The sequence below is a fragment of the Rhizobium sp. 'Codium 1' genome (assembly GCF_020889605.1).
GTDB lineage: Bacteria > Pseudomonadota > Alphaproteobacteria > Rhizobiales > Rhizobiaceae > Allorhizobium > Allorhizobium algae.
In genome coordinates this window covers 360,734-387,094 of sequence record NZ_JAJGPW010000003.1, presented here as the reverse complement: position 1 = coordinate 387,094, position 26,361 = coordinate 360,734, and the positions used below count along the sequence as shown (strand labels likewise).

Below are 26,361 nucleotides of genomic sequence, written 5' to 3'. Positions count from 1 at the left end.
GCTGACTCCAGGTGTCAGATGTGAAACCGGCGGATCATTTCGATCCTTCCGACAGGATACAGAATGCGATTTGTCGATCGCCGCAAGTTGGTCACACTGCACGTCGCCGAAGGGTGGCGCCGGTTGCGGCTGGCTGCCGCGGTGTCCAGGCCATCGAGCCTGTCCTCCGGCAGCTTCCGGATTACACGTGTCATTGTCGCGCCCACCGATCTCAGGGCGGTGGATCCCTTTGTGGCAGAAGAAATCCTGAACGGGCGCTTTCCTCTGGCCGGCCGAGTGCTCGACACTGGTGTCCAGTCGCCCTTCACGCTTGAACTGCCATCACTGCAGTTTGCCCGGCGGCTGCACGGCTTCGGCTGGCTGCGCCATATGCGGGCGAACAAGACAGCCGACAACTGCGCCCACACGCGATCAATCGTGGACCAATGGATTGCCATGCATGGAGGCCGTGCCGCTGGCGTTGCCTGGGAGCCTGATGTCGTTTCACGCCGCATCATCAGCTGGCTCTCCCACTCCCCAGTTGTTCTGCACGATGCCGAGGCCGGCTTCTATCGCCGCTTCACGGCATCCCTCAGTCAGCAGGTCCGGTATCTGCAGCGCCGTGTCGGCTCGCTCCCCGAGGGATTGCCGAGGCTGACAGCACGGATTGCCATCGCCATGGCGTCCATCGCCGCGGAGGCGCGGCCGACGGCCGTGCGTCGCGCAGGGCGGATGCTGGATCGGGAGCTGGAACGGCAGGTCTTGCCGGACGGGAGCCACTACTCACGCAATCCGCAAGCCTCGGTGGAACTGCTTTTCGATCTTCTGCCGCTCCGACAGAGCTATATCAACCTTGGGCATGACGTTCCGCCGAAACTCATCCCGGTTGTCGATCGGATCTATCCCGCGGTGCGGTTCTTCCGGCATAGCAGCGGTGATCTCGCTCTGTTCAACGGGGCCTGTTCGTCACTCGCTACCGACCTGATGAGTGTCCTGCGCTATGACGAAACCGCGGGGCAGCCGTTCAAGGCCCTGCCCCATGGCGGCTATCACCGGCTTGCCGGTGGTGAAACAATCATCCTGGTGGATACGGGAATCCCGCTGTCGGCGCGTCTCTCTGCCACTGCGCATGCGGGCTGTCTGTCATTCGAGCTCTCCTCCGGGCGCAACCGCTTCATCATCAATAGCGGTTCACCGCGTTTTGCAGGTGAGCGTCTTCGCCAGCTTGCCCGAACAACGGCGGCACACAGCACGCTCTGCATCGGAGACATCTCTTCGGCGCAGTTCGCGCGTATGTCCCACCTCGGTCCTATCATGGCGACGGGGCCGAGCCGGGTCGGGGTCGACCGGCAGACCGGTCCTGACGGAGGCGACCGGTTATCGGCGCGCCATGACGGATATGTGGAGCGGTTCGGCGTTGTGCACGAACGCGAAATTCGCATCAACGAACAGGGCAACAAGATCGCGGGACGGGATCGACTGTTGCTTCCCGACGGGCTTCCCACTGCCAATCTTCCGGGTGCTGAAGTCGTCGCGCGCTTCCATATTCATCCGTCGATCACCATTGAGCGCGCGGACGAGCGAAAAGTTCGGCTCGTTGCCCCGGACGGAGAAAGCTGGACGTTTTCCATTCCCGTGGGCCAACTGGCCGTTACAGAGGATGTCTTCTTTGCCGACGTCTCGGGAATCCGCCAGTCGCAGCAACTCGAGATCGTCTTCGAGGGGCCGGAAATTCGCTGGTTTCTTGCCCATCACGCCTGAAGGCGACGATCTTGCGGTTTCATCGGGGATGAAGCTGTGCTAGGCGGCGGCATCGCGCCCGCTGCCGCTTCTCCGGGCGCCTGCCAGCTCGGAGTGTGAACCATGGCCGTCGTATCCAAGAAGATCCCCGCCCCCGACCTCGTGCGCATCCGCACCGCACTGCTTTCGGTCTCGGACAAAACCGGCATCGTCGAATTCGCGAGGGCTCTGCATGAGCGTGGTGTGCGCCTGCTGTCGACCGGCGGCACGCACAAGGCTCTGGCAACGGCCGGTCTGCCTGTAACCGACGTATCCGAAATCACGGGTTTTCCGGAAATTATGGACGGGCGCGTCAAGACCCTTCATCCGCTTGTGCATGGTGGCCTTCTTTCCATCCGTGACGATGCCGAGCATGTCGAGGCGATGAAAGCGCACGGTATAGAAGCGATCGATCTCTCGGTCATCAACCTCTACCCGTTCGAACAGGTTCGGGCCGCTGGCGGCGATTATCCGACGACGGTGGAGAACATCGATATCGGTGGGCCTGCCATGATCCGCGCTTCGGCGAAGAACCATGCCTATGTGACCGTTGTTACGGACGCGGCGGACTACTCCGAAGTGGTCGCAGCACTTGGCGAAAATGACGGCCAGACGACCTACGCCCTGCGCCAGCGACTGGCCGCCAAGGCCTATGCCCGAACGGCTGCCTATGATGCTGCAATCTCGAACTGGTTCGCCGAGGCGCTGGAAATCGAGATGCCGTCCTATCGCGTTGTCGGCGGTGTCCTGAAGGAAAAGATGCGCTACGGCGAGAACCCGCATCAGAGTGCCGGTTTCTACGTCAATGGCGACACTCGCCCGGGTGTTTCGACCGCCACCCTGCTCCAGGGCAAGCAGCTCTCCTACAACAATATCAACGATACCGATGCAGCCTTCGAACTCGTTGCCGAATTCCCGCCGGAGAACGGTCCGGCCTGCGCGATCATCAAGCATGCCAATCCTTGCGGCGTCGCGACCGGCGACAGCCTCGTCGAAGCCTACAAGCGTGCACTCGCCTGCGACAGCACGTCGGCGTTCGGCGGTATCATCGCCTTGAACCAGATCCTGGACGCCGAGACGGCTCAGGAAATCGTCAAGCTCTTCACCGAAGTCATCATCGCGCCGCAGGTGACGGATGAAGCCAGGGCAATCATTGCCGCCAAGCCGAACCTGCGACTGCTGACGACCGGCACCCTGCCCGATCCGCGCTCTCGCGGTATCATGGCGAAGACTGTTTCCGGCGGTCTGCTGGTGCAGAGCCGCGACAATGTCATGGTCGAGGACCTCGACCTGAAGGTCGTCACCAAGCGGGCACCAACAGCGACCGAGCTCGAGGATATGAAGTTCGCCTTCAAGATTGCCAAGCATGTGAAGTCGAATGCGGTGATCTATGCAAAAGACGGTCAGACGGCCGGCATTGGTGCCGGCCAGATGAGCCGCGTCGACTCGGCCCGGATCGCAGCTCTCAAGGCCGAGGATGCGGCAAAGGCACTCGGACTTGCCGAGCCCCTGACGAAGGGATCCGCCGTGGCTTCCGAGGCCTTCTATCCCTTCGCCGATGGCCTCCTGGCAGCGATCGCTGCCGGCGCCACTGCGGTTATTCAGCCGGGTGGCTCGATGCGGGATGATGAAGTGATCGCTGCGGCGGACGAACATGGCGTGGCGATGGTCTTTACCGGTATCCGCCACTTCCGCCACTGAGCGGCAGCCTGGAATGCTACAAAGGGCCGGCGGAGTGATCCGCCGGCCCTTTTGCGTTTTCAACCCGCGAGATCAGCGGTCGCTTGCCGGGTAGCTCGTCCGCCAAAGCATGACCAGACCGGTGACTAGGAAGATCAATAGCGTGGCCATGCCGGCACGCGCCGAGCCTGACCAGGCGGTGACAATCGAGAAGGAAAGCGTGGCGAGGAAGCTGGTCGCGCGTCCCGACAGTGAATAGATGCCGAAATAGCGGCCCGCCTCATGGAGTTCGACGCTTCGCGCAAGATAGGAGCGCGAGGAGGCCTGAACGGGACCAAACGAGACGCCGATCAGCAGTCCGTACAGGATATAGGCTTTCTCGGCCGGTGTGGCGAAGAGGCCTTCCGTGCTGATGACGGGAAGGCTGACCAATCCGAAAAGTGTGAAATCAACGCCGGTCGAGATGATGCCAAAGGTTGCGATAATCAGCAGGGAAAGGGCCAACAGGACGACCACCTTGGAGCCCATTGCCCGGTCCACGCGGCCAGCAATGAGGCAGCCGAAGATCGCGACGACGTTCAGGATGATCCCGTAGATACCGATTTCCATGGTCGACCAGCCGAACATGGCGGCGGCAAAAACCCCGCCCAGTACAAGAAGGCCGTTGACCCCATCCTGATAGACCATGCGCGCAATCAGAAAACGCAGGATATTGCTCCGATGCCGGAGTTCGCGCAGCGTTGCCCGGATCTCACGAAGGCCGGAACCGACGGCCAAACCGAGCGACTTTCCCTTAGCCGCATCGGGGGTGAACAGGAACATCGGCAGGATGAAGAGGAAGTACCAAACCGCCGAGATGGGACCCGTGATGCGCGCATCTTCCCCAGAGGCCGGATCGAGTCCGAAAAGGGGATCAATTCCGATCAAAGTCTTGCCGGTGGTCGGGCTGCCCGCGAGGAAGAGAACGACAAAGATCAGCACGATCATGCCGCCCATGTAGCCCAGTCCCCATGCGATGTTGGAGACCCGGCCGACATCCTGCTGGCTGACGAGACGCGGCATCATCGAATCGTTGAAGACGATGGAGAACTCTGCAGCGACACTCGCAAGGATGATCAAGAGCATTACAAAAGCCACGGATGAACCGGGAGCGGCCGTCCATAGCAGGGCAAGGCAGATGATCTTGACGACCGCGAAAACGGCAATCCAGGGCTTTCGGGCCCCGGATTCGTCCGCGATGGAGCCGAGGATCGGTGCGAGCAAAGCGATGATGACGCCGGAAATCGTCGCCGCATTGCTCCAGGCGGTCTGCGCGCTGACCGGATCATCGGTCATGCGCGCAACAAAATATGGGCCGAAGATGAAGGTCGTCACGACAGTAAAGAACGGCTGGGCCGCCCAGTCGAAAAACATCCAGCCACGGACCCCTTTGTCGATGGGGCGGTGGCTGGATCCTACGTTCACACTTGTCGTCACGCGCACCCCCAAAAGGCTCTCAGGCCCGGGACAGTGTCACCTCATGTGGTCTTGCGCAAGATCGCCAAGCAGCCCGGCGGCGACCGCAAGTTTGGAGATGCTCGGTTCACCGCTATCGACGATCGAAGCGAGTTCCTTGCCGATCCGTTCGACCCGGGTCCTGTCGGTGGCAATCCACGCATCGACCGGCTGTGCCTCTTTGCCATGGCTTGTCAGGGCTGTGCAGACGATCTGCCGGCGCGCCTGGCCGATCCGATCGAGACTGCGTGTCAGAGCCAGGCTGTCATAGTGATCCGTCGTCTGGATCCGACCGGCGTTCTCGACGATACGCCCGATGCGGAAGGCCTCCGACACGGCGAAGAAGCCGCGCATGGATGTCGCGAAGTCGGCTCCCGTCCGTTCGGCGATCTGCAGGATTTCCGGCAGGAGCTGCATGGTCTGGAGGTTGACCACTTCGGTGGCCAAGGCCGATGGCGCACCGGCCTCCATGAGCACCCCGATCTGGTCGTCGAAATGCTGCCGTAGCGGGGCAGGAACTGTCTTTTCGAAGACCGGTCCTGCTGCTGCCACGGCTGTGGTCAGCTGTGCGACAGCATCGCCGACTGGTCCCTTGGCGAGGCCAGTTTCCAGCAGGAGCCGGGTCATCGTCGAGTAGACCTCGGAAACGATCGCATAGAGCCTGTTCTGAGTGCGCCCCGGAATTCTGGCGTCCAGCGCGTCGATCTTGTCCCAGAGTGCAGTGAGGCCGAGGGCGTCACGTGTCACGAGCGCTGCCTTGACAACCTCGTCCGGTGAGCTGCCCGTCGCGTCGCAGACCGATACCACGAAGCCCGGACCACCCCGGTTGATCGCATGATTGGCGAGCACAGTCGCGATGATCTCCCGGCGCAGGCGGTGGCTGGCGATATCGGCGCCGAAGGTCTTGCGCATCGCGGCCGGGAAATAGTTGGCGAGCGTCGTTTCACAGTAGGGATCATCCGGCAGTGCGGATTCGGTCAGCTGGTCGAAGAGCACAATCTTCGCATAGGAGAGGAGCACGCCGATTTCCGGCCGGGTGAGGCCCTTGCCCGAGACATAACGCTCTGCAACGGCAGCGGCATCCGGCAGTGTCTCGACCTTGCGATTGAGGCGCCCCATGCCCTCGAGATAATCCATCAGCCGGCTCAGTTCCTCCCGGTTGCCCGCCTCCTTGGCTTCCGTCAACGAGATTGCCAGCGACTGGAGATAGTTGTTGCGCAGGACCAGATCGGCGACTTCATCGGTCATCTGGGCCAGCAGTACATTGCGCTCCTCGCGGGGCAGGCGCCCCTCCAGCATGGCAGGGCTCAGTGCGACCTTGATATTGACCTCGACGTCGGAGGAGTTCACGCCGGCCGAGTTGTCGATCGCGTCGGAATTGCATCGACCGCCGTTCAACGCATAGGCAATGCGACCCTTCTGGGTGACGCCGAGATTGGCGCCCTCGCCGATGACCTTGGCACGAACATCGGTCGCATTGATGCGGATTGCATCGTTTGCGCGGTCACCGACCTCGGCATCCGTTTCCGCTGCGGCCTTGATGTAGGTCCCGATGCCACCGAACCAGAGAAGGTCGACCGGTGCCTTGAGGATCGCGGTGATGATCTCCATCGGTGTGGTGGATCCACTGCCCAGGCCGATGGCAGCTGCGGCCTCCGGCGTCAGCTTCACGGATTTTTCCGCGCGCGAGATGATCATGGCGCCCGGAGACAGGGTCGAACGGTCATAATCCTGCCAGCTGGAACGAGGCAGGTCGAACACGCGCTTGCGCTCCGCAAAGGAGATGGCCGGATCTGGGTTGGGATCGATGAAGATGTCGCGGTGGTCGAAGGCCGCGATCAACCGGATCTTTTCCGACAGCAGCATGCCGTTGCCGAAGACGTCACCAGACATGTCGCCGACGCCTGCTACCGTGAATGGTGTCGTCTGGATGTCGGTGTCGATTTCGCGGAAATGCCGTTTGACCGTTTCCCAGGCTCCGCGCGCGGTGATACCCATCTTCTTGTGGTCGTAGCCGGCAGACCCTCCCGACGCGAAGGCGTCGTCGAGCCAGAAGCCGGCCTCCTGCGCGAGACCGTTGGCGGTGTCGGAGAAGGTTGCCGTGCCCTTGTCGGCCGCGACAACGAAGTAGGGATCGTCGCCATCCGGCCGAAGCGTATCGGATGGCGGGACGATTTCGCTGGCGACAATGTTGTCGGTGATCGACAGCAGAGTGCGGATATAGGTCTTGTAGGCCTCCGTTCCGGCGGCAAACCAGGCTTCACGGTTGCTGGCGGGCGGCAATTGCTTCGGGAAGAAGCCGCCCTTGGCCCCAACGGGCACGATGACGGCGTTCTTCACCTGCTGCGCCTTGACGAGACCGAGCACTTCCGTTCGGTAATCCTGGGCGCGATCCGACCAGCGGAGGCCGCCACGGGCGACCTTGCCAAAGCGAAGGTGCACGCCTTCGACCTCGACGCCGTAAATGAAGATTTCGCGGAAGGGGCGCGGCTCCGGCAGCCCCTCCAACTGGTGGGGATCGAACTTGAAGGCGAGCATGGGACGATCGCTCTGGCGGTAGCCCATCTGGAAGAAGTTGGTGCGCAGCGTCGCCTCTATCACGTTGATGTAGCGACGCAGGATGCGGTCCTCATCGAGGCTCTTGACGTCTGTCAGTTTGGTCTCGAGAGCCTGCAATAGCTCACTCTGCCTGCTTTTGCGGATCTTCTCTGCCAGCGCAACATCGAAACGGTTGCGGAACAGGGTGACGAGATCGGCGGCGATAGCCGGGTGCTTCGTCAGCGTTTCTGCCATGTAGGTGAGAGAATACACTGCGCCGGCCTGGCGCAGATAAGCGGCATAGGCCCTGAGAACTGATGCCTCACGCGCGTTCACGCCGGCTGCGAGAATAAGGCGATTGAAGGCATCGTTGTCGACGGCGCCGGTGAAGGCGGCGATGAAGGCTTCCTGCACCTGATTGCCATGCCGTGCCATGTCGAATGTGACGCCGTCTGGCGTTTGCAGCTCCATGTTGTGCAGGACAACGGTGGGCTGCGTCCCATCGGATTGCCTGACGTCAATGTCGAAGGTGCGCTCGCTGATGACGCGGAAGCCGAGGTTCTCCAAAAGCGGCACCCGGCGGGAAAGCGGCAGATGGTCCCCGGCGTGAAAGATCTTGAGATAGAGGAGTGGTCCCTGTTCGCCTGCGACCTGGTGGAATTCCAGTGAAAGCGGAGCCCCGGCCAGGCACGCCTTGATGTGCTTGAGGTCGCTGACGGCTTCTTCCGGGGTAAAGGCTTCCTGAAAAGCCTGGCCCACGTCGAGTGCCGGTGCTCCGGCACCGGCCAGCGCTGAAAACCGATCCGTCCAGCGGGCGGTGATCTCACGAACTGCGTCCTCAAGGGTCGCCTGGGGGATCTGCGGCGTGGCGCCCTCGCGCCGGCCAATGATTATGTGTACGCGTGCGACCCCGCCTTCCGGGAAGGCCGGGTAAAAGGCGGAAACATGGCCGTTGTAAACGGACTGGAAATAAAGGCCGATCTTTTCGCGGACCATGGAATTGTAGTCTTCGCGCGGCACGTAGACGATCAGAGACACGAAGCGGTCGAAATGGTCGATGCGCGGCAATACGCGGACGCGGGGGCGCTCTGACAGGTCGTTGATCTGTTCACAGAACTTCGCCAGAAGATCCGGGGTGATCTGGAAGAGGTCGTCGCGGGGATAGTTTTCCAGCGTGTTCTGCAGCATGCGCCCCGAATGGCTGCGCGGGTCAAAGTCGAAATAGGAGACGACCTTCTCGACTTTTGCCCTCAGGAGCGGGATCTGATTGATGGATCTGGTGTAGGCGGTTGCCGTGAAAAGACCGACGATGCGAAGTTCGCCGACAACCTTGCCGTTCGGACCAAAACGCTTGATCCCGACGTAGTCCATATAGGCGCGTCGATGAACGACTGATTTGACATTCGCCTTGGTGACGATGAGGAAGTCCGGTCCCTGAAGAAAGGCCAGAATCTCCGGCGTCGTCGTCACATGATTTTGACCCTGGCGCAGTACCAGAACATTGGGATCGGAAAGAATGCCGAGGCCACTGCCCTTGTCGCGCTCCACCGTCGCATTGGCGCCATCGCCCGAATAGACATATTCACGCATGCCGAGAAAGGTGAAGTTGTTGTTGCGCAGCCATTCCAGAAACGCGACGGCCTCGTCGCGCTCCGGTTCGTTCCTGCCGGCGGAGAGATCGCGCAGGTCCGAAAGCGCATTCTCCAGCAGGCTCAGCATCGGCTTCCAGTCGGTCGCTGCCATCTTGACTTGGCCAAGTACGTGCTGGAGCCTCTGGATGAGGTCGGTGGATTGTTCTTCAGTCAGCGGCGCGAGATGGAGCTGGATATAGCTCACCTTGATTGCGCCTTCGGGAACCGAGTCCGGGTTCGACAGTGAGATCTCACCGCGCGGAGTCACGGCAAGGATTGGATGCACCGCCATATAGATGTCGCGAAAGTGGCTGGTGACCTCGCCCATCAGCGAATCGTAGAGGAAGGACTTGTTGTGGTCGACGATCGACAACACGCTTACGGGTACGCCGAGGGGGCTCACGCCGTCGATGGCCTCGATCCGGATGTGCGGGGTCTGGCGATCCCAGCCCGCGATATCGCCAGCTGCCCTGGCTGCCGACCGTGCGAGCATGGATGCGTCATAGCGATCGATATCGTCGTTGCTGGCCCTGCCGAAGATCACGGCGGGTGCAAGGAATTCTCCACCGAGGCTGCGGGCCGTTTCCGCCGCCTTTTCCAGAAGTTCGTCCCGCTTGGTGATGCCCGTCCTGCCCATTTACCCCTCCGAAGCTTGCGTCGTTTCGCGTAATGTCGCGCAAATGATTTGCGAAAGTATGTATGGATCATGCATATGAAAAAATCAGGCAAAAATATGCGGTTGAATTTGTGCTTTCCGAGAAATTTTGTCAAAAATGGCCGATGTGACGGGCCTTATGACCGGTTGTGGAGCGGAATCGCGTAAAATGAACCGAAAACCCGATGGAGCCGTCATTGTCATTTCCAGTCATGTCGTTCGTGGATCGGTGGGGAACCGGGCGGCTGTATTTGCGCTGGAGACCCTCGGGCACCCGGTCTGGGCCCTGCCTACGATCGTCCTTCCCTGGCATCCCGGCCATGGGCCGTCCACGCGTCTGCAATTTTCCGATGACGACTTCGACCATGCCATCGACGATCTGATCAGGGCCCCGTGGCTCGGTGAAGTTTCGGCCGTTTTGTCGGGCTACTTCGGCTCGTCGCGCCAGCCGGTTGCCGTCCAGCGTCTCGTTGCGGCCGCCAGACAACAGAATCCTGATCTCATCTATGTCTGCGATCCCGTCATGGGAGATCTCGGAGGTCTTTACGTTCCCGTCGAGACCGCTTCGGCGATCCGCGACCACCTGATCCCGATGGCCGACATCGCTACGCCCAACCGATACGAACTGCAATGGCTGGCAGGCGGCGCCGAACTCGCGAGCAATCAGGCTATCATCGATTCTGCGCTGACGCTCGGCCCGAAACGCATGCTGGTTACCTCGGCCGTGCCCATGATGGCCGGTGGCACCGGCAATCTCCTGCTCAGTGGTCGCTCTGCCCTGCTTGCAGAACACAGGCTCATCGACAATCCGCCGAACGGCCTCGGAGATCTGCTTGCTGCGGTTTTCCTTGCGCGCCTTCTGGCCGGCATGGACGAGGAGAGGGCACTTCAGACGGCGACGGCCAGTGTATTCGAGATCCTTGCGCGTACCGCAAAGCGAGGCGGTGATGAACTCGCGCTGGAGAGTGATGCCTCAAGCCTTTCGACACCCATGGCCATGGTGCAAATCCGTCGTCTTATGCACCCGGCTCAACGGAAACCGGGCAGACCGCAGTGAAGCCTCCGTGGAAACGCCGTTTTACATGTGTTGCCATGCTCTTTCTTGCGCTGTAATCGATAGCTATGAGCCAATTTCCTTCTGCACTTCTCACCGGTTATCGCAACTTCATGGGCGGCCGATATCTCGACCAGCGCGATCGCTATCGGGCACTCGCAGAGCAGGGGCAAAAGCCTCACACGCTCGTGGTTGCCTGCTGCGATTCCCGCGCCGCGCCGGAGATGATCTTCGATTCCGTGCCGGGCGAACTCTTCGTCGTTCGCAACGTGGCGAACATGGTGCCACCCTATGAGCCGGACGGGCAGTATCACTCGACGTCAGCCGCGCTGGAATTCGCCGTGCAGGCGCTCAGGGTTCGTGACATCATCGTCATGGGACATGGTCGTTGTGGCGGTATAACGGCGGCCCTTGATCCAAATTCCGAGCCCCTGTCGCCCGGCGATTTCATCGGGAAGTGGATGAACCTGGTCGCACCGGCGGCGGAGCAAATCCAGGGCAACTCGCAGATGACCTCGGGCGAGCGTCAGACCGCGCTGGAACGGATCTCGATCCGAAACTCCATTTCCAATCTGAGGACATTCCCCTGCGTGCGAATTCTCGAGGGGCGCGGCAAGCTGCGTATCCACGGAGCCTGGTTCGACATCAGCAATGGGGAATTGTGGCTCATGGATCCGCAGACGCAGGATTTTGCCCGGATCGAGCCTGAGGAAAGCCTGCCTGTCGAAGGCCTGGACGCGACCTGACCATAAAACGATGACGGCGGCCCGAAGCCGCCGTTGAAGGTTCAATAGAGCCAGTCTTACTGGGCGTCGATCTGCGCGCCGATATGGGCGATGGCCTGCTGATAGACCTTTGCGGCATTCCAGCCCTGGATGGCAGCAAAGTTCGGTTCGCCCTGCTGATAGCCCGCGCCCGGCTGCCAGCCGTGACCCCTGAGGAAGTTCGCGGTCGATGCGAGCGCATCCGAGCGTGAGCGAACCATATCGATATGGCCGTCGCCATCCCCATCCGTGCCAAACCGTACGACGTTGCGCGGCAGGAATTGCGTCTGGCCGATCTCGCCATGAGCAGCGCCCTTGGCGTTCACGTCGAGATTTCCGGCCTGGACGAGTTCCAGAGCCGCATAGAACTGGTCGGTGAAGAATTCACTGCGGCGGCAATCGAAGGCCAGGGTGGCGACGGCAGACAGGGTGTGTTCCTTGCCGAGGAAGGAACCGAAACCCGTTTCCATGCCCCAGATCGCAATCAGTGGGCCGGCGGGAACACCGTAGCGCTGCTCAAGTCGCGAGAACAGAGCGGCGTTGTTCTTCTTCATTGTCTTGCCGCGATTGATGATCGTCTGGCCACCGCGCTTCTGCATGAACTGCTCGAAGGAAAGCTTGAAGCTCTTCTGGCCGCGGTCGGCGCTGATCGTACTGCGGCTGTATCTGACCGTCGAAAAGACCTTGTCGAGCATGCGCGGGTTGAAGCCCTGGGCCGCCGCTCCTTGCTTGAAGGCTGCGCTCCATTCCTCGAAGCCTGCTGAGGTGTTGCTGCAAGCGGCGGCGTCTGCCGATCCCGCGCCGGCCGTCAAGGCGACTACGGAAATCAGGGCTGCCGACAGGGTTGATGTCAGTCGCATTCATGCCTCGTTACGGACTGTGGATCTTGTCGATTCGGCCGCACCATGCCAGCGAAAGTGGATCGTGTCATCCATCCGACGCTAATGTAGGGCCTCGGAGGTCTCAATTTGGATCACATTCGCCTGAAGGGTCCGGTCGAGGCTTCCCGTTGTGTGAACGGGAAGCCTCGGCGATTGGCTGTCAGGCGGTCGCGCGCGGCTTGATCAGACCGCGATTGACCAGAAGTTCCGCGATCTGGATGGTGTTGAGAGCCGCACCCTTGCGCAGGTTGTCGGAGACGATCCACATGTTGAGGCCGTTCTCGACGGTGGCGTCTTCACGAATGCGGGAAATATAGGTCGCGTCTTCGCCAGCGCATTCGACGGGGGTGATGTAGCCACCGTTCTCATGCTTGTCGATGACGAGGCAACCCGGCGCTTCGCGCAGGATGTCGCGGGCCTGGTCTGCAGTGATTTCGTTTTCGAATTCGATGTTGACCGATTCCGAATGGCCGATGAAGACCGGGACGCGTACGGCGGTGCAGGTCACCTTGATCTTCGTGTCGAGCATCTTCTTGGTTTCGGCCAGGACCTTCCACTCTTCCTTCGTGTAGCCGTCTTCCATGAAGCTATCGATGTGTGGAATGACGTTGAAGGCGATGCGCTTGGTGAACTTCTTCGCTTCGACGGGATCGGCGACAAACACGGCGCGGGTCTGGGTGAAGAGTTCGTCCATGCCTTCCTTGCCGGCGCCGGAAACGGACTGGTAGGTCGAGACGACGATACGCTTGATCTTGGCGAAATCATGCAGGGGCTTCAGCGCCACGACCAGCTGTGCGGTCGAGCAATTCGGGTTGGCGATGATGTTGCGCTTCCTGAAGTCTACGATGGCGTCCGGGTTCACTTCCGGGACGATCAGCGGAACGTCGGAATCGTAACGCCAGGCCGAGGAGTTGTCGATGACGACACAACCCTGAGCGCCGATCTTCGGCGACCACTTCTGCGAGATCGTGCCGCCGGCCGACATCAGGCAGATGTCGGTGTTGGAAAAATCGTAGTTGTCGAGGTTCGAAACCTTCAGGACCTTGTCACCGAAAGAGACTTCGGTCCCCTGGGAACGGGCTGACGCGAGCGCCACGACTTCCGATGCCGGAAAGCCACGTTCGGAAAGGATGTTCAGCATTTCGCGACCGACATTGCCGGTGGCGCCTACGACTGCAATCTTGAAACCCATGTCAATGCTCTCTTTCTGTCTCTCCGCGGATGGTGAGGGGGAAGTTCGCGACGGGTGCGCAACCTTCCTTGTCCCCGGCCGTGCCGGGGAGAGAGCGGTGGCCGAAGACGTCAGACGGTTTTCGTCGTCGTTTTGGCCTTGGTCGTGGATGCAAGAGAAAGGCATGCGCAGCCTGCAGCGGAAAGCTGCAGGAGTTGGAAGACCGCAAAGGGTTGCCCGAAAGCGTGCATGGACCGAATTCCTCTTCGCGGCGAGGCATTACAAGGTTTTCGGCGCGAGTCAAGCCGAGCACCGGCGGGCTTCGTCGAAAAGCGAATGCCGACCGGTTGAGTGGCCTTTTATCACCACGACACGGTCGCGCTTGTCTCGACATTTCCGGCGTGAAAAAACAGTCGCAATCACCGGAGCATATTGCATGAGCCTTGAAATTCGTGAGTTGAGATCTGGGGACCTTCCCGCCGTGACGGAAATCTACGCCGACGCCGTCACCCACGGGACGGCGAGCTATGAGTTCACACCGCCTACCCTCGACGAGATGTCATCGCGGCATCGCGACCTCACGGAGAAGGGGTATCCCTACCTGGCTGCGATCGATCCTCGCGGGCAATTGCTGGGATACGCCTATGCATCGGCGTTTCGCACCAGACCTGCCTATCGATGGCTTGTGGAGGATGCCATCTACATTCACCCCTCGGCCCGTGGGCGCGGCGTCGGGAAAACCTTGCTCGTGACACTGCTCGATCAATGCGAGGCCCTGGGTTTCCGGCAGATGGTCGCCGTGATCGGTGGCGCGAGCGAGGCGTCAATGGCCGTCCATCGCAGTTGTAGCTTCGAACTCGCTGGCACTTTGAGTGCAACGGGCTTCAAGCACGGTCTCTGGCTCGACACCGTCTTCATGCAAAAAGCATTGGGCGAGGGCAGTGCGACCATGCCGGACCTGTCTGCCTATCCGGGCACGATGCGTTGAGCGTCAGTCCAGTGCCTTGAGCGCCTTGTCGAAGACCTTCAGCACCTGGCGCAGATCATGGCCGCGCTTGAGAATTCGTCCGTCTGTGGCGATGACGGAGAATGCGCCCTGCTTGGCGGCGAGCTTCGGATTTTTCTCAATTCGGTAGAGCGGAAACTCGCCCGACCGCTTGAAGACGGAAAATACCGCCTTGTCCTTCAGGTGATCGATCGCGTAGTCGCGCCATTCGCCCTCTCCGACCATGAGGCCGTAGATCCAAAGAATGGCGTCGAGTTCACGGCGGTGGAAGGTGACGGGTAAGGGGTCGAGCGCCTGTCTATAGACACCGAGATCAACGACAGAAGCGGCCGTCGTGTCTGCCCCCTCGTCGTCGTGGCGCTGCCCCTCCGGCTGCTCTGTCGTCAATGCTCCACGGGCTCCGATTTATGACGGATAGGTAACAGTGTGCCTGACATGCCCGAAATTGCAAGCATGTCGGGTGTTGCGACGTCCGGCGTCGGGGTCGTTTCAGCGCCCCCTGCTGAGGAAGTGACGGAGCAGGAGTTCGCGAAGCCGCGCAGCGATCGGCGACAGGCGCTTACCGCTGAGGGTGATCAGGTGATAGGGCGTAACCTCGATGGGCGTGTCCAGTCGCAGCGTGGTCAGATCACCGACGGGGGTCTGCCGGCAGAGAAGATCCGAGACCTCGCGTGACATGGGTGCGATCGCGTTCGACGAGGCCAGCATCGCAATCATGACAAGCAGCGAGGTCGTATTGACGATGTTGCGCGGGATCGGCACGCCTTCTTCGATGAAGACATTCTCCACCGCCTGGCGCAAGGGCGTCCCTGGAGCCTGCATCACCCAGGGGAAATGCGTCATGTCGGATATATTCAGGCTGTCGACGTTCACCAGGGGATGTGTGCGATGGACGACGATCTCCATCTCCTCCATCGTTGCCCCTTCCACGTGAAACTGGCGTGCGTCGATGCCCGCAGGAATCCGTCCCAGCACGAAGTCGTACTGCCCAGACAGCAGGTCGCGGATCATTTCGCCACTGGGCGCCACATTGACGTGGATGTCGACCGTCGATGTCTCCGCCTTCAGGGCACGGATTGCAGGGACGACATGCCCGACAGCGCCTCCCGTGACCGCTCCTATCCTGACCTTGCCCGTCAGCCCCCGCTGGATTGCTTCGACTTCGCGCGCCGCTTCGCGCATTTCTTCCAGTACGTTCTGCGCGCGGCGAGCCAGCGCGCTGCCGACGGCGGTCGGCTCCATCCCCTTGGGTGTGCGAACGAAAATGGGCGACCCGACGTAGCGTTCGATCTCTCCCAGCATGCGGGAAGCCGCCGGTTGGGTCAGCGCAAGCTCCTGAGCGGCCAGACTCAATTGGCCCAGTTCGGCAATGGAGCGAATGAGATTGAGGTGCTTCGGTTGCAAGCGATGAACGTGAATCTCGGCCATAAATCACATATCAACCATGGTATGGAGAAAGTCAAAATAATCATTTGATCGGTATATCGGCCGCGATAAGACTCGCCACGGAGCTGGGGGGCTGCTGGGTCAGCCGTCCGTTCTTGTTTCAGCGAGTGCCAGGAGGAGCTTGGCCCCGCACGGTATGACCAGGGAGGTTACCATGAAGAAACTTGGAGCCATGATTGCGTCTTTCGCAATCGGCATCGCATCCTTTACGCCAATGTCCTTCGCACAGGACAAGGGCATGGTCGGCATTTCCATGCCGACGAAGACGTCTACCCGTTGGATCTCGGACGGCGAGACCATGGAAAAGCTGTTCTCGGAAGCCGGCTACACCCCGGACCTGCAGTTTGCTGACGACGACATCCCGAACCAGCTTGCCCAGATCGAAAACATGGTCACCAAGGGTGCCAAGGTTCTCGTGATCGGCGCCATTGACGGCACGACCCTGTCCGACATCCTGCAGAAGGCTGCAGACGCCGGCGTAAAGGTCATCGCTTATGACCGCCTGATCCGCGATTCCGGCAATGTCGACTACTACGCCACCTTCGACAACTTCCAGGTCGGCGTTCTCCAGGCAACCAGCCTCGTGGACGGCCTCAAGGCCAAGTTCCCGGACACCAAGCCATGGAACGTCGAACTCTTCGGCGGTTCGCCGGATGATAACAACGCCTTCTTCTTCTACGACGGCGCAATGTCGGTTCTCCAGCCCCTGATCGACAGCGGCGACATCGTCGTCAAGTCGGGCCAGATGGGTATGGACCAGGTCGGTACCCTGCGTTGGGACGGCACCGTTGCCCAGGCGCGCATGGAAAACCTGCTGTCCTCGACCTACACCGAAGACAAGCTGAACGGCGCTCTGTCTCCGTATGACGGTCTCTCGATCGGCATCCTTTCGGCTCTTAAGGGCGTAGGCTACGGTTCGGGCGACATGACCATGCCTGTGGTCACCGGTCAGGACGCCGAGCTTCCGTCGATCAAGTCGATGCTCGCAGACGAGCAGTACTCGACCGTGTTCAAGGACACGCGCGAACTCGCGAAGGTCGCCGTTTCGATGGTCGAAGCCATCATGGAAGGCAAGACCCCCGAGATCAACGACGACAAGACCTACAACAATGGCGTCAAGGTCGTTCCGTCCTACCTGCTGAAGCCCGTCGCGCTTGACAAGGCCAATGCCAAGGACGTTCTGGTCAATGCCGGCTACTACACGGCCGATCAGATCGACAACTGATCCCTCGGATCATGTCCGGGTCCGCGATTCGTCGCGGACCCATTTTCTATACGCATTGAGGGAGCTCGCGTCGTCGGCTAGATCTTTCAGGGATCGCTGAATGGGCGCCGGAATTCTGCACATGGACAACATCATTCTCGAGATGCGTGGCATCACGAAGACATTCCCCGGCGTCAAGGCGTTGGACAATGTCAGCTTCAAGGTGCGCGAGGGCGAGATCCACGCACTGGTCGGCGAAAACGGCGCCGGCAAATCCACGCTGATGAAGGTACTGAGCGGCGTCTATCCCGCTGGAACCTATGACGGCGACATCTTTTATGACGGGAAGGTCCGTCGTTTCGGCCGGATTTCCGACAGCGAGGAACTCGGCATCATCATCATTCACCAGGAACTGGCTCTCGTGCCGCTCCTGTCGATTGCCGAAAACATCTTCCTCGGCAACGAGATCGCCCAGAAGGGTGTGATCCACTGGCCCCAGACCTTTGCGCGGACGAAAGAGCTGCTGGCGAAGGTGGGGCTGAAAGACGCGCCCTCGACGCGCATCACGGATATCGGCGTCGGCAAGCAGCAGCTCGTCGAAATCGCCAAGGCCCTGTCGAAGAAGGTCAAGCTGCTGATCCTCGACGAGCCGACGGCCTCGTTGAACGAAACGGATTCCGACGCACTGCTGACGCTTCTGATGGAGTTCCGCAAGCAGGGGATGACCTCGATCATCATCTCCCACAAGCTCAACGAAATCCGTAAGGTTGCCGACCAGATCACCATCCTGCGCGATGGTGGCACGGTCGAAACGCTCGACTGTCACACCCAGGAGATCACGGAAGACCGGATCATCAAGGGCATGGTCGGCCGGGACATGGAAGACCGCTATCCGAAGCGCCAGCCGAAGATCGGCGATGTGCTGCTCGAGGTGAAGAACTGGAACGTATTCCACCAGAACCACCGCGATCGTCAGTTCCTCCACGATGTCGCGTTCAACGTTCGTGCTGGTGAAGTCGTGGGTATTGCGGGCCTGATGGGTGCCGGGCGCACCGAGACCGCGATGAGCATTTTCGGCAAGTCCTGGGGCCACAGGATTACCGGTGACGTTTCGATGCACGGCAAGCCGGTCGATGTCTCGACGATCCCCAAGGCGATCGATGCCGGCCTCGCCTATGTCACGGAAGACCGCAAGCATCTCGGTCTCGTGCTGCAGAACAACATCAAGGAAAACACCACGCTCGCCAATCTCAATGGTGTGTCAAACGGCACCATCATCGATGACCGCAAGGAAGCCAAGGTTGCTGCCGACTATCGACAGAAGCTGCGGATCCGGTCGCACTCGATCTACCAGGAGGCCGTGAACCTTTCCGGCGGCAACCAGCAGAAGGTCGTGCTGTCGAAGTGGCTGTTTACGAACCCTGAAATCCTCATTCTCGACGAGCCGACACGCGGCATCGACGTCGGAGCCAAATTCGAAATCTATACCATCATCAACCAGCTTGCCGCCGAAGGTAAGGGCATTCTGATGATCTCGTCGGAGATGCCCGAACTGCTAGGTACCTGCGATCGCATCTACGTCATGAACGAGGGACGCATCGTCGCGGAACTGTCCAAGGAAGAAGCAAGCCAAGAGACCATCATGCGTGCCATCATGCGCTCTGGGGAGAAACACTAATGGCCATCGACACAAGAACCGAAACCCCCAAGGTCTCCGTAGGCGACTACCTGCGCAACAACATCCGCGAATATGGACTGCTGCTCGCGCTCGTCGTCATCATGCTGCTGTTCCAGTTTTTGACCAACGGCGTTCTCTTCCGCCCGGTCAACATTACCAATCTGGTGCTGCAGAACTCGTTCATCGTCATCATGGCGCTGGGCATGTTGCTGATCATCGTGGCGGGACATATCGACCTTTCGGTCGGCTCGATCGTCGCCTTCATTGGCGGCATATCGGCGATCATGCTTGTTAAGTGGGGCTGGCATTTCGCGCTGGTCGTGCCGCTGTGTCTGCTGCTCGGCGGCGTGATGGGGGCTGCCCAGGGGTACTGGGTTGCGTATCAAAAGATCCCGTCCTTCATCGTGACGCTTGCGGGCATGCTCGTGTTCCGTGGTCTGACCTATGTGGTTCTGGGTGGACGCCCAATCGGTCCGTTCCCCAAGGAATTCACACTTCTGTCGACTGGCTTCATCCCGGATTTCCTGCCGCTGACAGACGTGGAGACCACTGGAATCGCCAACCATGTCGCGATCGTCGTGATCGTCCTTCTTGTGGCGCTGGCGATCTTCAACGGGATGAAGAACCGCCGGCTCAACGAAGAGCATGGCACCGAGAACGAACCCTTTGTTTTCTTTGCCGTTCAGATGGGTATCATCAGCGTCGTCGCGGTCTTCCTTGGCTATCAGCTGGCGACCTATCGCGGTCTGCCGAACGTGCTCGTCGTCATGGGCGTCCTGATCGCGCTCTATTCCTTCGTGACGACGCGGACCACCGTCGGTCGTCGCATTTATGCCCTTGGCGGCAACGAGAAGGCCGCGAAGCTCTCGGGCATCAACACCGAGCGGTTGACCTTCTATGCCTTCGTCAACATGGGCGTGCTTGCGGCCCTTGCTGGCATGATCATCGCGGCTCGCCTCAATTCGGCGACACCGAAGGCAGGCGTCGGCTTCGAACTCGACGTTATCGCGGCCTGCTTCATCGGCGGCGCCTCGGCGTCCGGCGGCGTCGGCAAGATCACCGGTGCTGTCATCGGCGCCTTCATCATGGGCGTCATGAACAACGGCATGTCGATCATGGGTATCGGCATCGACTACCAGCAGCTCATCAAGGGCCTCGTGCTTTTGGCTGCTGTCTTCTTCGACGTTTACAACAAGAACAAAGCAGTCTGAGGATAGGCTTATGTTTCTCTCGCAATTGAAGACTGGCGGCGTCATTTGCCGCCAGGGTGAGGCTGCGCGCCTCGTCCCCGGTTTCAACTCCACTTACGACCTCGCCAAAGCCGCGATCGCCGCCGGCACAACCGTCGCGACCCTGGTCGAAAAGCAGGGCGCGGGTGACAGCGTGGACCTCGTTGTGCTCGCGGCCGAGGGAAAGCTTGACTGCCCGGTTCGCCATCCCGATCCGGCGCATATGTACCTGACCGGTACGGGCCTCACCCACACGGGTTCGGCATCCGCCCGCGACAGCATGCATGCTGACACCGCCGGCATGAGCGATTCGATGAAGATGTTTCGCATGGGCATGGAAGGCGGCAAGCCGAAGCCCGGCGAAATCGGCGTTCAGCCCGAGTGGTTCTACAAGGGCAACGGCTTCAACGCTGTTGCGCCTGGCGAAGATCTCGTCTCGCCCTCCTTCGCCCTCGATGGTGGTGAAGAGCCTGAAATGGCGGGTTACTACATCATCGGAGACGACGGTACGGCCCATCGTCTCGGTTTCTCGGTGGCCAATGAATTCTCCGACCACGTGACCGAGAAGATCAACTACCTGTTCCTCGCCCATTCCAAGCTGCGCCCCGCATCCTTCGGACCCGAGCTCCGTGTCGGCGCCTTGCCCGATCACGTCGAAGGAACCTCGCGCATCATCCGCAGCGGTCAGACCGTCTGGGAGAAGCCTTTCCTATCCGGTGAGGCCAACATGTCCCACACGATCGCAAACCTGGAGTATCATCACTTCAAGTATGCGCTGTTCTGCCAGCCGGGAGATCTGCACGTGCACATGTATGGCACGGCGACCCTTTCCGTCGCTGACGGCTTCGTCACCCAGGAAGGTGACGTGTTCGAAATCGTGTCCCCGCAATTCGGTCTTCCGCTGCGCAATCGACTTGCAAAGGCCGCGGCAGAGACCGTCAAGGTGAAGATGCTCTGAGCGGATCGGTCAACCGACCCGCCCATTTCCCAGAGACAGGACGAAAACCATGAGCAAGTTCAAACCGGCGGCCTGGCCGCGCCAACTGAGATCCCAGCACTGGTATGGCGGGACATCCCGCGACACGATCTATCATCGTGGCTGGATGAAGAACCAGGGGCACCCGCACGACCTGTTCGACGGTCGCCCGGTCATCGGCATCCTGAATACATGGTCTGACCTCACACCCTGCAACGGGCACCTGCGGGAACTGGCCGAAAAGGTGAAGGCTGGCATATGGGAAGCCGGCGGCTTCCCGGTCGAGATCCCGGTTTTCTCGGCGTCGGAAAACACCTTCCGCCCGACGGCGATGATGTATCGCAACCTTGCGGCGCTCGCCGTCGAAGAAGCCATGCGCGGCCAGCCGATCGACGGTGCCGTTCTGCTCGTCGGCTGTGACAAGACTACCCCCTCGCTGGTCATGGCGGCCGCCTCCACCGACCTGCCGTCGATCGTCGTCACCGGCGGTCCGATGCTGAATGGCTATTTCCGTGGCGAGCGCGTCGGTTCCGGCACGCATCTCTGGAAGTTCTCCGAAGCCGTGAAGGCTGGTGAGATGACCCAGGAAGAGTTCCTCGAAGCCGAGGCCTCCATGTCCCGCTCAAGCGGTACCTGCAACACCATGGGCACAGCCTCGACCATGGCCTCGATGGTGGAAGCGCTCGGCATGGCCCTCTCGGGCAATGCCGCGATCCCGGCTGTCGACAGCCGCCGCAAGGTGATGGCGCAGCTTTCGGGTCGCCGCATCGTGCAGATGGTCAAGGACGACCTGAAACCTTCCGACATCATGACCAAGGAAGCGTTCGAAAACGCCATCCGAGTGAATGGTGCGATCGGGGGCTCGACCAACGCCGTCGTGCACCTGCTCGCCATGGCGGGCCGCGTCGGCATCGACCTGACCCTTGATGACTGGGATCGCCTCGGCCGCGACATCCCGACGATCGTCAACCTGATGCCGTCGGGTCAGTACCTGATGGAAGAGTTCTTCTATGCCGGCGGTCTGCCCGTCGTCATCAAGCGCCTCGGCGAAGCCGGAAAGTTGCACAAGGATGCGCTGACGGTTTCCGGGGAAAGTATCTGGGACGAGGTCAAGGATGTTCGCAACTGGAACGAGGACGTCATCCTGCCAGTCGAGAAGGCGCTCACCCAGCAGGGCGGTATCGTCGTTCTGCGGGGCAATCTCGCGCCGAAGGGCTGTGTCCTGAAGCCGTCGGCCGCTTCGGCTCACCTGATGAAGCACCGTGGCCGCGCCGTGGTCTTCGAAGACATTGACGACTACAAGGCGAAGATCGATGACGAGGCCCTCGATATCGACGAGACCTGCGTCATGGTCCTGAAGAATTGCGGTCCGCGTGGTTACCCCGGCATGGCCGAAGTCGGCAATATGGGCCTGCCGCCAAAGGTGCTGCGCAAGGGCATTACCGACATGGTGCGCATATCGGATGCCCGCATGTCCGGCACCGCCTATGGCACCGTTCTCCTGCACACCTCACCTGAGGCCGCCCGCGGCGGTCCGCTCGCGATCGTCAAGAATGGTGACTTCATCGAGCTGGATGTCGACGCCCGTCGCATTCACCTTGATATTTCGGAGGAAGAGATGCAGCGCCGTCTTGCAGACTGGCGCCCGTCGGTCGAGCCGCCGGCCAGCGGTTATGCGAAGCTCTTCCATGATCACGTCGAGGGTGCCGATACGGGTGCGGACTTCGATTTCCTGAAGGGCTGCCGCGGTTCGCCGGTCGGCAAGGACGCACACTGAGGACCTTGACGATGGCAGATCGTATTCCGCTCGCGCTTGTCGGTATCGGCAAGATCGCCCGCGACCAGCACATTCCGTCGATCGAAGGCGGTCAGGACTTCGTCGTTGCCGTTGGCGTCAGCCGTCACGGCAAGGTCGAGGGTGCCGAGAACTTCACCGACTTCGAAGCGTTTCTGGCCGCGCGCCCGGACATCAAGGTCGTGTCGCTTTGCACTCCGCCTGAAGTCCGATTCGACATGGCCAAGGCTGCTATCGCCGCCGGTCGCCATGTGCTGATGGAAAAGCCGCCTGCAACGACGCTTGGCGAAGCCGAGGCTCTGTCGGAGCTCGCGACCAAGGCTGGCGTCACCTTGTTTGCAACCTGGCACTCGCGTTTCGCGCTCGGTGTCGAGCCGGCTCGCCAGTGGCTTTCCGACAAGGTCATCCAATCGATCTCGATCGTCTGGAAGGAAGACGTGCGCCGTTGGCATCCCGGCCAGGCCTGGATCTGGGAACCGGGTGGCTTCGGCGTCTTCGATCCTGGTATCAACGCCTTGTCGATCCTGACGGAAATCGTCCCGGATCCCATCATGGTGCAGAGCTCGGTTCTCGAGTTTCCCGAAAACAAGAAGCAGCCGATTGCCGCTTCCATCGCCATGCGCACCGTCGAAGGCGCGCCTGTTACGGCGGAATTCGACTGGCGACAGGAAGGTCCGCAGACGTGGGATATCACAGTCCAGACGAATGCCGGCGAACTGCGTCTTTCAAAGGGCGGTTCGGAACTCTATATCGGGGGTGAAGAACAGGCGTCCGGCCCCGATCGTGAATATGCGGGGATCTACGAACGCTTCGCCCAACTCATCCGCTCCCGCCAGAGCGACACCGACTATCAGCCGCTGCGCATTGTGGCGGATTCCTTCCTCTGCGGAGAACGAAAAATCGTCGCTCCCTTCGAAGACTGACAAAAAAAGGACGCCCATCTCATGGCCTATACACCGACTGGAAAACACCTGATCGCCGGTAACTGGGTTGCCAGCACGGATACCTTTGCCTCGTCGCCTGCCACGGGCTCCTCACACACCTTCTCCAAGGGTACCCCTGCCCTGGTCGATCAGGCAGTCAAGGCTGCTGAAGAGGCATTTGAAACCTACGCCTATTCCACGCGCGAAGAGCGAGCCGCTTTCCTTGACGCGATCGCCGAAGAAATCGATGCGCGTGGCGATGCGATCACCGAGATCGGCTCTCAGGAAACCGGCCTCCCGGAAGCGCGCCTGATCGGCGAGCGCGGCCGCACCGTCGGGCAGCTTCGCCTGTTTGCCGCCCATATCCGCAAGGGTGACTATCTCGACCGTCGTCATGACGAGGCCCTGCCCGACCGCAAGCCGCTGCCGCGCCCGGACCTGAAGATGGTTCAGCGCCCGATCGGTCCGGTTGCTGTCTTTGGCGCTTCGAACTTCCCGCTCGCCTTCTCCACGGCCGGTGGCGATACGGCTGCTGCTCTCGCTGCAGGCTGCCCTGTCGTCGTCAAGGCGCATGACGCCCATCCTGGCACGGGCGAAATCGTCGCCGCGGCCATCGATGCTGCGATCAAGCGCACGGGTGTCCATCCGGGCGTCTTCTCGCTCGTGCATGGCGGCAGCCGCGACGTGGGTCAGGCCCTCGTCCAGCATCCGCTGATCAAGGCTGTCGGCTTCACCGGCTCGCTCGGCGGCGGTCGCGCGCTCTTCGATCTTTGTGCCCAGCGTCCGGAGCCCATCCCCTTCTTCGGCGAGCTTGGCTCGGTCAATCCGATGTTCATGTTGCCAAAGGCTGTCGCGACCCGTGGCGAAACCACCGCCAAGGGCTGGGTGGGTTCGCTCACCATGGGTGCCGGCCAGTTCTGCACCAATCCTGGTATCGTCGTCCTGCTCAAGGGCGCTGAGGCCGACAGGTTTGTCGAGACGGCAACGGAAGCCCTTTCGGCCGTCGGTCCCCAGACCATGCTGACGGATGGTATTGCCGATGCCTATCGCAAGGGTGCGACCACGATCGCAGGCACCGAGGGTGTCCGCTCGTTGGTCACCTCCACTTGCGACCTGCGCAACGCCACGCCTTACCTTTTCCAGACGACGGCGAAGGATTGGCTCGACAACCATGTGCTGGGCGAAGAGGTCTTCGGTCCGCTCGGCTTGATCGTCGTCGCCGATAGCGAGGACGAGATGGTCGCGATGGCGCGTAGCCTGTCGGGTCAGCTGACGGCTTCGATCCATCTTGCCGATGGTGACGAAGCGCTTGGAAAACGTCTGATGCCGATCCTGGAGCGCAAGGCCGGTCGCGTGCTCGCCAACGGTTTCCCAACCGGTGTCGAAGTGGCCGATTCCATGGTTCACGGCGGCCCCTACCCGGCCTCCACAAACTTTGGCGCCACCTCTGTCGGTACGCTGTCGATCCGTCGTTTCCTGCGGCCGGTCTGCTTCCAGGATATTCCGGCGGCCCTTCTGCCGACCGATCTCGCCTGAGGACATGCCGTGACCGCATCACCGTTTGCCGCGCTCGTCGATTGGGGCACCAGCAACCTGCGTATCTGGCTAGTCGACAGCCAGGGCGCGGTCATCGGTGAACGACAATCCGAAGAGGGTATGGGCAGCCTGGACAGGGCTGCCTACCCCGCCGTTCTCGAAGGTCACCTTTCTGCGCTCGGTGCATCATCCGATCTGCCGGTGGTCATCGCCGGCATGGCAGGCGCCCGCACAGGCTGGCGTGAAGCACCCTATGTTGAGATCCCGGCGCCTCTCGTGGGTCTTTTCCAGCATGCCGTCCAGCCGGAAGGCGCAAGCCGGCCGGTCTTCATCCTGCCTGGTGTCTGCCAGCGCAAAGGCGGTGCGTATGACGTGATGCGCGGTGAGGAAACCCAGCTTGCCGGCGCTCTGGAACAGGGTTTGGACAACGCTCTGTTCTGCCTTCCCGGAACTCATTCCAAGTGGGCTCTCGTCGAGAATGGTCAGGTTAGTCGCTTCTCGACGGTGATGACTGGCGAGTTGTTCAACCTGATTAGCCGGCAGTCGATCCTCCGGCTGTCCGTGCCCGAGCATGGTGACGCAGAAGCGGATCCGGAGATCTTCGAGGCGGCTGTCTCACAGGCGCTCGAACCCGGCTTCGGGCTGACATCCGTCCTCTTTTCAATCCGTGCCGAGGGCCTGCTCGCGGCGGATGCCAAGACCAATCCTGCGGCGCGTCTCTCGGGCCTCCTGATCGGCGCCGAGATCGCTGCCATCAGAGATGACCTCCTGCGCCACGGAAAGGCCTATCTCATCGGCACTGGCAAGCTTACCCGGCTTTATGCGCGTGCCCTCTCCAAGGCCGGCGGGGAAGCCGTCCTGCTGGATGGCGGGGTGCTTGTGCGCCGGGGACTGCTCGCATCCGCCCTTTCGCTCTTCGATCACGAATTCAAGGACTGAGCC

The 26,361-nt window shown here is 60.9% G+C and carries 19 protein-coding genes; 13 read left to right on the top strand and 6 right to left on the bottom strand.

The annotated features are described in order from the left end of the window. The first annotated feature begins 63 nt into the window (after window positions 1-63). Window positions 64-1,740 (top strand): heparinase II/III family protein, encoded by a 1,677-nt coding sequence (locus tag LJE98_RS11265; RefSeq protein ID WP_229575306.1) that lies wholly within the window; start codon window positions 64-66, stop codon window positions 1,738-1,740. Window positions 1,741-1,842: 102 nt separating this feature from the next. Further along, a complete protein-coding gene (purH, locus tag LJE98_RS11260) occupies window positions 1,843-3,459 on the top strand; it encodes a bifunctional phosphoribosylaminoimidazolecarboxamide formyltransferase/IMP cyclohydrolase (RefSeq protein ID WP_229575305.1) in 1,617 nt (538 codons plus the stop codon). A 72-nt stretch (window positions 3,460-3,531) separates the two neighbouring features. On the opposite strand, the gene LJE98_RS11255 is transcribed toward purH, so the two are convergent. Further along, window positions 3,532-4,851 carry an MFS transporter gene (locus LJE98_RS11255; RefSeq protein ID WP_229575304.1) on the bottom strand — a complete coding sequence of 440 codons (1,320 nt, stop codon included), beginning with the start codon at window positions 4,849-4,851 and terminating at the stop codon, window positions 3,532-3,534. Window positions 4,852-4,950: 99 nt separating this feature from the next. Further along, the gene (locus LJE98_RS11250) at window positions 4,951-9,738 is read right to left on the bottom strand and encodes an NAD-glutamate dehydrogenase (protein WP_229575303.1); all 4,788 of its coding nucleotides are present in this window, start codon (window positions 9,736-9,738) and stop codon (window positions 4,951-4,953) included. A 187-nt stretch (window positions 9,739-9,925) separates the two neighbouring features. Here LJE98_RS11250 and pdxY point away from each other — a divergent pair, with 187 nt between their 5' ends. Together pdxY and LJE98_RS11240 are read left to right on the top strand one after the other, a co-directional pair. Then, window positions 9,926-10,813 (top strand): pyridoxal kinase PdxY, encoded by an 888-nt coding sequence (gene pdxY, locus LJE98_RS11245; protein WP_229575302.1) that lies wholly within the window; start codon window positions 9,926-9,928, stop codon window positions 10,811-10,813. Window positions 10,814-10,878: 65 nt separating this feature from the next. Continuing rightward, entirely contained in the window at window positions 10,879-11,556 is a 678-nt protein-coding gene (locus LJE98_RS11240) for a carbonic anhydrase (protein ID WP_229575301.1), read from the top strand. Window positions 11,557-11,612: 56 nt separating this feature from the next. Here LJE98_RS11240 and LJE98_RS11235 read toward each other — a convergent pair whose 3' ends face one another. Both LJE98_RS11235 and LJE98_RS11230 read right to left on the bottom strand, forming a co-directional pair. Next, window positions 11,613-12,434 (bottom strand): lytic murein transglycosylase, encoded by an 822-nt coding sequence (locus LJE98_RS11235; protein WP_229575300.1) that lies wholly within the window; start codon window positions 12,432-12,434, stop codon window positions 11,613-11,615. A 181-nt stretch (window positions 12,435-12,615) separates the two neighbouring features. Next, complete coding sequence (locus LJE98_RS11230; protein ID WP_229575299.1) at window positions 12,616-13,647, bottom strand: aspartate-semialdehyde dehydrogenase; 1,032 nt, start codon at window positions 13,645-13,647, stop codon at window positions 12,616-12,618. A gap of 415 nt (window positions 13,648-14,062) precedes the next feature. Here LJE98_RS11230 and LJE98_RS11225 point away from each other — a divergent pair, with 415 nt between their 5' ends. Then, entirely contained in the window at window positions 14,063-14,614 is a 552-nt protein-coding gene (locus tag LJE98_RS11225) for a GNAT family N-acetyltransferase (RefSeq protein ID WP_229575298.1), read from the top strand. 3 nt (window positions 14,615-14,617) lie between these two features. On the opposite strand, the gene LJE98_RS11220 is transcribed toward LJE98_RS11225, so the two are convergent. Together LJE98_RS11220 and LJE98_RS11215 are read right to left on the bottom strand one after the other, a co-directional pair. Beyond that, a complete protein-coding gene (locus tag LJE98_RS11220) occupies window positions 14,618-15,019 on the bottom strand; it encodes a DUF2794 domain-containing protein (RefSeq protein WP_229575297.1) in 402 nt (133 codons plus the stop codon). Window positions 15,020-15,121: 102 nt separating this feature from the next. Then, complete coding sequence (locus LJE98_RS11215; protein ID WP_229575296.1) at window positions 15,122-16,060, bottom strand: LysR family transcriptional regulator; 939 nt, start codon at window positions 16,058-16,060, stop codon at window positions 15,122-15,124. Between the two features lie 190 nt (window positions 16,061-16,250). Between LJE98_RS11215 and chvE the strand changes: the two genes are divergently transcribed. The 8 genes from chvE to LJE98_RS11175 all read left to right on the top strand — a co-directional run bounded on the left by chvE (window position 16,251) and on the right by LJE98_RS11175 (window position 26,358). Next, a complete protein-coding gene (gene chvE / locus LJE98_RS11210) occupies window positions 16,251-17,303 on the top strand; it encodes a multiple monosaccharide ABC transporter substrate-binding protein (RefSeq protein ID WP_370660365.1) in 1,053 nt (350 codons plus the stop codon). Window positions 17,304-17,424: 121 nt separating this feature from the next. Continuing rightward, the gene (gene mmsA, locus LJE98_RS11205) at window positions 17,425-18,960 is read left to right on the top strand and encodes a multiple monosaccharide ABC transporter ATP-binding protein (RefSeq protein WP_229575383.1); all 1,536 of its coding nucleotides are present in this window, start codon (window positions 17,425-17,427) and stop codon (window positions 18,958-18,960) included. After that, on the top strand, window positions 18,960-20,171 hold the full coding sequence (gene mmsB / locus LJE98_RS11200) for a multiple monosaccharide ABC transporter permease (RefSeq protein WP_229575294.1): 1,212 nt from the start codon (window positions 18,960-18,962) through the stop codon (window positions 20,169-20,171). Before mmsA ends, mmsB begins: the two co-directional genes overlap by 1 nt. A gap of 10 nt (window positions 20,172-20,181) precedes the next feature. Further along, window positions 20,182-21,147: an AraD1 family protein gene (gene araD1 / locus LJE98_RS11195; protein ID WP_229575293.1), complete on the top strand. Its 966-nt coding sequence runs from the start codon at window positions 20,182-20,184 to the stop codon at window positions 21,145-21,147. A 49-nt stretch (window positions 21,148-21,196) separates the two neighbouring features. After that, entirely contained in the window at window positions 21,197-22,942 is a 1,746-nt protein-coding gene (araD, locus tag LJE98_RS11190) for an L-arabinonate dehydratase (RefSeq protein WP_229575292.1), read from the top strand. 11 nt (window positions 22,943-22,953) lie between these two features. After that, window positions 22,954-23,883, top strand: a complete 930-nt coding sequence (locus LJE98_RS11185) for a Gfo/Idh/MocA family protein (protein WP_229575291.1) — start codon at window positions 22,954-22,956, stop codon at window positions 23,881-23,883. 21 nt (window positions 23,884-23,904) lie between these two features. Then, on the top strand, window positions 23,905-25,419 hold the full coding sequence (locus LJE98_RS11180; protein ID WP_229575290.1) for an aldehyde dehydrogenase (NADP(+)): 1,515 nt from the start codon (window positions 23,905-23,907) through the stop codon (window positions 25,417-25,419). A 9-nt stretch (window positions 25,420-25,428) separates the two neighbouring features. Then, window positions 25,429-26,358 (top strand): 2-dehydro-3-deoxygalactonokinase, encoded by a 930-nt coding sequence (locus LJE98_RS11175; RefSeq protein WP_229575289.1) that lies wholly within the window; start codon window positions 25,429-25,431, stop codon window positions 26,356-26,358. Window positions 26,359-26,361: the final 3 nt, after the last annotated feature.

Bases quoted from the DNA above. Each gene is read 5' to 3' on its own strand.
- mmsB (WP_229575294.1), top strand. From the start codon at position 18,960: ATGGCCATCGACACAAGAACCGAAACCCCCAAGGTCTCCGTAGGCGAC.
- LJE98_RS11265 (WP_229575306.1), top strand. From the start codon at position 64: ATGCGATTTGTCGATCGCCGCAAGTTGGTCACACTGCACGTCGCCGAA.
- mmsA (WP_229575383.1), top strand. From the start codon at position 17,425: ATGGACAACATCATTCTCGAGATGCGTGGCATCACGAAGACATTCCCC.
- LJE98_RS11185 (WP_229575291.1), top strand. From the start codon at position 22,954: ATGGCAGATCGTATTCCGCTCGCGCTTGTCGGTATCGGCAAGATCGCC.
- purH (WP_229575305.1), top strand. From the start codon at position 1,843: ATGGCCGTCGTATCCAAGAAGATCCCCGCCCCCGACCTCGTGCGCATC.
- LJE98_RS11235 (WP_229575300.1), bottom strand. From the start codon at position 12,434: ATGCGACTGACATCAACCCTGTCGGCAGCCCTGATTTCCGTAGTCGCC.
- araD (WP_229575292.1), top strand. From the start codon at position 21,197: ATGAGCAAGTTCAAACCGGCGGCCTGGCCGCGCCAACTGAGATCCCAG.
- LJE98_RS11230 (WP_229575299.1), bottom strand. From the start codon at position 13,647: ATGGGTTTCAAGATTGCAGTCGTAGGCGCCACCGGCAATGTCGGTCGC.
- LJE98_RS11240 (WP_229575301.1), top strand. From the start codon at position 10,879: ATGAGCCAATTTCCTTCTGCACTTCTCACCGGTTATCGCAACTTCATG.
- chvE (WP_370660365.1), top strand. From the start codon at position 16,251: ATGATTGCGTCTTTCGCAATCGGCATCGCATCCTTTACGCCAATGTCC.
- LJE98_RS11215 (WP_229575296.1), bottom strand. From the start codon at position 16,060: ATGGCCGAGATTCACGTTCATCGCTTGCAACCGAAGCACCTCAATCTC.
- LJE98_RS11180 (WP_229575290.1), top strand. From the start codon at position 23,905: ATGGCCTATACACCGACTGGAAAACACCTGATCGCCGGTAACTGGGTT.
- araD1 (WP_229575293.1), top strand. From the start codon at position 20,182: ATGTTTCTCTCGCAATTGAAGACTGGCGGCGTCATTTGCCGCCAGGGT.
- LJE98_RS11255 (WP_229575304.1), bottom strand. From the start codon at position 4,851: ATGTTTTTCGACTGGGCGGCCCAGCCGTTCTTTACTGTCGTGACGACC.
- LJE98_RS11225 (WP_229575298.1), top strand. From the start codon at position 14,063: ATGAGCCTTGAAATTCGTGAGTTGAGATCTGGGGACCTTCCCGCCGTG.
- pdxY (WP_229575302.1), top strand. From the start codon at position 9,926: ATGAACCGAAAACCCGATGGAGCCGTCATTGTCATTTCCAGTCATGTC.
- LJE98_RS11250 (WP_229575303.1), bottom strand. From the start codon at position 9,738: ATGGGCAGGACGGGCATCACCAAGCGGGACGAACTTCTGGAAAAGGCG.